This is a genomic window from uncultured Campylobacter sp., from assembly GCF_938031315.1.
GTDB lineage: Bacteria > Campylobacterota > Campylobacteria > Campylobacterales > Campylobacteraceae > Campylobacter_B.
Genome location: NZ_CALHHT010000397.1, coordinates 1 through 5,400 on the forward strand (window position 1 = coordinate 1; position 5,400 = coordinate 5,400).

The 5,400-nt window shown below is 51.8% G+C and carries 3 protein-coding genes; all 3 read left to right on the forward strand.

The genetic code is table 11. The annotated features are described in order from the left end of the window. The first annotated feature begins 187 nt into the window (after window positions 1–187). Window positions 188–805: a hypothetical protein gene (locus Q0236_RS09985; RefSeq protein ID WP_297917344.1), complete on the forward strand. Its 618-nt coding sequence runs from the start codon at window positions 188–190 to the stop codon at window positions 803–805. 547 nt (window positions 806–1,352) lie between these two features. After that, window positions 1,353–2,417 carry a flavodoxin-dependent (E)-4-hydroxy-3-methylbut-2-enyl-diphosphate synthase gene (gene ispG / locus Q0236_RS09990; RefSeq protein ID WP_297917345.1) on the forward strand — a complete coding sequence of 355 codons (1,065 nt, stop codon included), beginning with the start codon at window positions 1,353–1,355 and terminating at the stop codon, window positions 2,415–2,417. A 1,036-nt stretch (window positions 2,418–3,453) separates the two neighbouring features. Then, on the forward strand, window positions 3,454–5,400 hold a 1,947-nt coding region (locus tag Q0236_RS09995), incomplete at its 3' end, for a replicative DNA helicase (protein ID WP_297917347.1).

The following is a 5,400-nucleotide window of genomic DNA, read 5'->3' on the forward strand; positions in this document are numbered from 1 at the left end:
TAAAATTTCACGGCGCTTTCTTTTTCGTGCGGTTTGTCGCGAGTTTTTATGACTCCTTATACGACCTTTTCATTAATTTCAAAATCCATCATTTTAAATTTACGGCGCGAAATTTTAACTTCCGTGCTTAAATTTAACGCCGCTTAATCTAGTCTCTGCTAAATTTCATCCTAAAGGAAGGAAGATGATGAAAAATTTTGCCCGCATTTTTATACTTGCGCTCGCCCTTGCGGGATTTACGGAGCTATCTGCTCAAAGCGCGGAGCATCAAATCGCCGCGCCGCAAAATCACAAACCACAAATCGCGATGCAAGAGGACGTGAAAACCAAAAATCATGCGAGTAAAAATTCCGCGATCGAAATTTCAAATTTAAAAAACTCTAAAATCGAAAAATCCGCTCCAAAAAGCTCGAAAGCAAAAAGCTTAAAAGCAAAAAATTCCGCCGCACGATCAAGAAAATCCGCTCCAAAAAATTCCGCCAAAAGCGTTCCATTCAGATCCGCGCAAAAAGGCGGCGGGCACGCTTTGCCGCCGCTTAGATTGGAGGTGAGCGAGAGGGCGTATTATGAGGACGGCACTTGGAAGCTGAGCGATCCCGCTCCCTCTAGCGCGGCGGGCACCGAGCAGGCGCGGCATCCCGGTAGAGGATTTTCGTTTTCGCCCGAGTTCGGCTCGGACGCTCCTAAGTACAAATGGCAGCAGAAGGACGGCGCGAGCGGCGGCAAAAGTCGGAGCGAATCGGCGCTGGACATTCTGCAAAATAAGATGGATACGATCAAGCTCGACGTGGAATTTAGGCACTAATCTCGCCGTGTTTGGTCTAAAAGCTAAAAATTTATCGGCGGCTCCGAAAAGGCTAAATTTTATTATTGCGCTAGCTACACGTAAAATTTAGCCTACGAGCGACACACATGGCACGTGCGGCGTAAATTTAAAATCTAGCCTCACACGCTGTATAAAATTTAGATCAAAACAGGCTGTCGGCGAAATTTAGATATTAAGCACTTCTGCGGGTACAAACTCGCCGCTTACGGCTATGAAAATTTACGTAAAATCAGGCTAAAATTCCGCGCCCGTATCGGTTTGATCTCGCGCCCCGCCCGTTCACTCTGCGACGAAATTTTATTTAAGCAAACACCCCAGGCGCTCTTAAATTTAGTAGATACCGATCGCACCGTGCTCGCTTCGCTTTGAAAGATCTGCCGCTAAAATTTAGCAAATGAAATTTGCAAGCGCGCGGATTAAAAGCGTTCGGCACCCACTTGCGCTAGCCTGCTAAATTCATAAAATTTGCGCTTCGCAAAGATAATGCAAGCGATATTTTGCTAAAATATCCGCTTAAAGGAAAAAGATGCAAAGATACAAGACCAAGCAGATCAAAGTGGGCTCCGTAGCGATCGGCGGCGGCGCGCCCATCTCCGTGCAGTCGATGAGCTTTTCTAAAACGAAGGACGTGGAGGGCACGCTAGAGCAGATAAACCGCCTGTATTTCGCGGGCTGCGACATCGTGCGCTGCGCCGTGCTCGATAAGCAGGACGCTGACGCGCTCGCGCGGATCAAAAAAAGCTCGCCGCTTCCCATCGTAGCGGACATCCATTTTAATTTTCGCTTGGCGCTGCAGGTCGCGGAGTTTGTCGACGGAGTCCGTATAAATCCCGGCAATATCGGCGGCAGGGACCGCATCAAAGAGGTCGTGCGCGCGTGCAAAGCTCGCAGCCTGCCTATCCGCATCGGCGTAAATTTGGGCTCTTTGGAGGAGCAGTTTGAGCAGAAATACGGTCGCAGCGTGGAGGCGATGGTGCAAAGCGCGCTGTATAACGCCGCGCTGCTTGAAGATGAGGACTTTAGCGACATCGCGATCTCGCTTAAGACCTCCGACGCACCGAGCACGGTGGCTGCGTATCGCGCGCTGCGCCCGCTATGCGAGTATCCTTTTCATCTGGGCGTGACCGAGGCGGGGACGAAATTTCACGCGAGCATCAAGAGCGCAATCGCGCTGGGAGCACTTCTGATGGAGGGGATCGGCGATACGATGCGCGTGAGCATCACGGGCGAGCTTGAGGAGGAGATCCGCGTCGCGCGCGCGATCCTGCAGGACGCGGGCGTGCAAAAAAGCGGCGTCAATATCATCTCGTGCCCTACCTGCGGGCGTTTGCAAAGCGATCTGCTAAGCGCGATCAAAATCGTCGAAGAAAAAACCGCGCACATCAAAACGCCGCTAAATATCAGCGTCATGGGCTGCGTCGTAAATGCGATCGGCGAGGCGAAGGGCGCGGACGTGGCGATCGCGTTCGGCAACGGGCGCGGCATCGTGATGCGCCACGGCGAAGTGGTCGCCAAACTCGATGAGAGCAAGCTCGTGGAGCGGTTTTTGCAAGAGGTCGAGGACGAGGTGCGGGTTCGCGAAGGAGCGTGATAGCTGCGGAGCGCCTAGTCGGTTAAAGCCGCTATGATTCGTGGCTTGGGCGGCTCGGCTCTGAATTTTGGAGCGCTTGGGCTAGTTGTAGTTTGCTCGGCGTTTTAAGGCGCTCTCGGGCTCATCGCGGTTCGTTTAGGCTCATCAATACAGCGTGTCTTGGCGTAAAATTTTAAAATTTAATTCCGAGGCAGCGCTTTTAAATTTGAGTCTTTGGGAATGCGGCTTGGAATTCCGGATTTAAATTTTAACTCTGGAATTTTGTTTTTAAATTTTGGGTTTGAAATTTTAACTTTGCAATTCGCCGTGAAATTTTATTTTAAAATTTGAGCCTCGCGATTGGGGGCCAAATTTGCGGCGTAAAATTTCAAGGCACGACATTGAAGTTTAGCCGCGTTAAATTTAGCGCGACGGACGCACTGTTTTGCAAAACAGCAGGCGAGCGCTAAATTTAAATGCCACGGCATTTGGCTCATTGTTTAAGGCATTTGAAAAATTTCAAATCGCGACGTTTAGGTTTAAATTTAGCAAAGTTCGCTCGCCGCAGCTCGGGCGCAAAATTTAATGCCCGAGCTTGTAGCGCTAAATTTTAATATGCGGGCTTAAAATTTTAAAGAATTCTAAGCCCTAGCGAAATTTCAAGCTCTATGAAATTTCAAAATTTTAAATCCGCCGCGGCAGCCTTTGGGCGTAGCCTCAAATCGCCGCGGTGTGTGCGGCATAAGAGCGCAGCGGCTTAAAATCGTGTGACTTTTGGAAGCGTTAAGTTTCAAAATCGCCGCGGTTTCAAAATCGTTCGAGCTTTCAGGATCGCAAACTGTTTGATCTGGCGAGGTTTTGGGTTGCAAGGCTCCGAGCTTTGCGAGCTTTGCGGAAGCACTAAGCTTTCAAAGCCTTGATAGTTCCAAGGTCGCTAGGAGCGTTTAAAGACGCATCGCTTTTCAAAAGCGCGTACCGGGGCTGCGGATTTAAATTTACGATTTTATAGAGCTTAAAATTTAGGCGCGCAAAAGCGCGCGAAACGACGGGGGAAGCGATGGCAACGAAGCAGAATGTGCCTGCAAATTTATACGATCTGGATATGGAGCGCGCGATTTTAAGCTCGCTTTTGCAAAACGAGGACGCATACGGCGAGCTGAGCGAGATAATCTCGGTCGGCGATTTTTTCTACAAGCCGCACGCCGACATCTACGAGGCGATCGTCAAGTGCTCCTCGCACAACGAGCCGATCGCGCCGAGCTTCGTTAAAAAATGGCTAGCCGAGCGCTACGACGATGGCGCATTTACTGAGGTCGTAGCCACTAGCGGCGTGGTTGATGCCCCAAAATACGCGCTCGAGCTGCGCGAAAAATCGATCAAGCGCTCGCTAATCAAGGTCGCGCACGAAATCCCTTCGATGGTAAACGAAGCCGTGCGCAGCAAAGACACCGCCGATAAAATCAGCTCTAAAATTTACGAGCTCATCGACGAGGAGCGCCACGGCGGCATCAAAAAATCGCACGAGATCATCGAAGGCGTAGTAGAGGAGCTGAAACGCCAAAAGGCGCTCGCAGGCTCGGAGCTCGTGGGGCTGGATACCGGCTTTCGCTTCCTAAACGACTGCACGAAGGGGCTGAAACCTGGCGAGCTCATCATCATCGCCGCCCGCCCCGGCATGGGCAAGACCGCCTTTGCGCTAAATTTGATGATGAAAACGCTGCAAAGCGGCAAAGGCGTCGTATTTTTCTCGCTCGAGATGCCCTCCGTGCAGCTGATGTATCGCATACTAAGCGCGCTTAGCTCGATCCCGCTAAGCGACATAATGAGCGCCAAGCTCAGCGACGACGACTGGACGCGCTTCAACGACGCCTGCGACGCGGTGCTGAATATGCCGCTTTTCGTCTATGACAGCGGCTACGTAAACATCCACCAAGTCCGCACCCAGCTGCGCAAACTCAAATCCGCAGACGCCAATATCGAGCTTTGCGTGATCGATTACATCGGACTTATGACGAGCACGAGCAACTACTCCGAGCGCCACCTGCAAATCGCCGAAATTTCACGCGGGCTCAAGCTCCTAGCGCGCGAGCTAAACATCCCGATCATCGCGCTATCGCAGCTAAACCGCTCGCTCGAGGCGCGCTCGAACAAACGCCCGATGCTAAGCGATCTGCGCGAAAGCGGCGCGATCGAGCAGGACGCCGACATCATACTTTTCGTCTATCGCGACGAGGTTTATAAAGAGCAGATGGAGCGCGAGCGCATTTCGCGGCTGGAGGCCGAGGGCAAGGACGCTGGCGAGCCCGTGTTTAGGCGCAACGACTATCAGGAAAAAGCCGAAATCATCGTCGGCAAAAACCGCTCGGGCGAGGCGGGCAGGACGATCGAGGTGGGCTTTCAGGGCAGATTTACCCGCTTTGTCGATACGAGCTTCGGCGGCGAGCCCAGCGAGAGCGCGATCTTTAACGAAAACGACAATCTCGACTACGTCTCGCAGCTGCAAGATCAGGGCTTTGAGGAGCCCGCTGCGGCGCGCTTCGATATGCCGAATCCCGATGCAGCGCAGAATTTGCAGCAAAATTTAACGCAGAATTTTAACGAAGCCCAAAATTTTAACGAAGCTCAAAATAGCGGCGTAAGTTTAAACGAAAGCTCTGCTAGCGCTCGAAATTCCAGCGTAAATATCGATTTTGATGAGATGCCTAGTTTCGGCCAAAGCGATGCGCAGGACGGCGAGGAGATAGACGGCGAGTCTAAATTTAGCGCAGAGCATGGTTTGGCAGAGGTACAGCGCGCGGCACAGAACGCACCGCAAAAGCAAGAATTTCAGGGGCAAAATTTAGATGATACGAGGACGGGCAGTGTCGCGCCTAAAACAGAGCGTATGCGTGGAAATTCGGCTGATGCGCAGCAGAACATAAAGAGCGCGGAGAGCGCAAAAGACGCGCTGCAAGATGCAAAAGGCGCATCGCAAGGCGCAGAGAAGGTAGCGGGCGCGTCGCGA

Bases quoted from the DNA above. Each gene is read 5' to 3' on its own strand.
- ispG (WP_297917345.1), top strand. From the start codon at position 1,353: ATGCAAAGATACAAGACCAAGCAGATCAAAGTGGGCTCCGTAGCGATC.
- Q0236_RS09985 (WP_297917344.1), top strand. From the start codon at position 188: ATGAAAAATTTTGCCCGCATTTTTATACTTGCGCTCGCCCTTGCGGGA.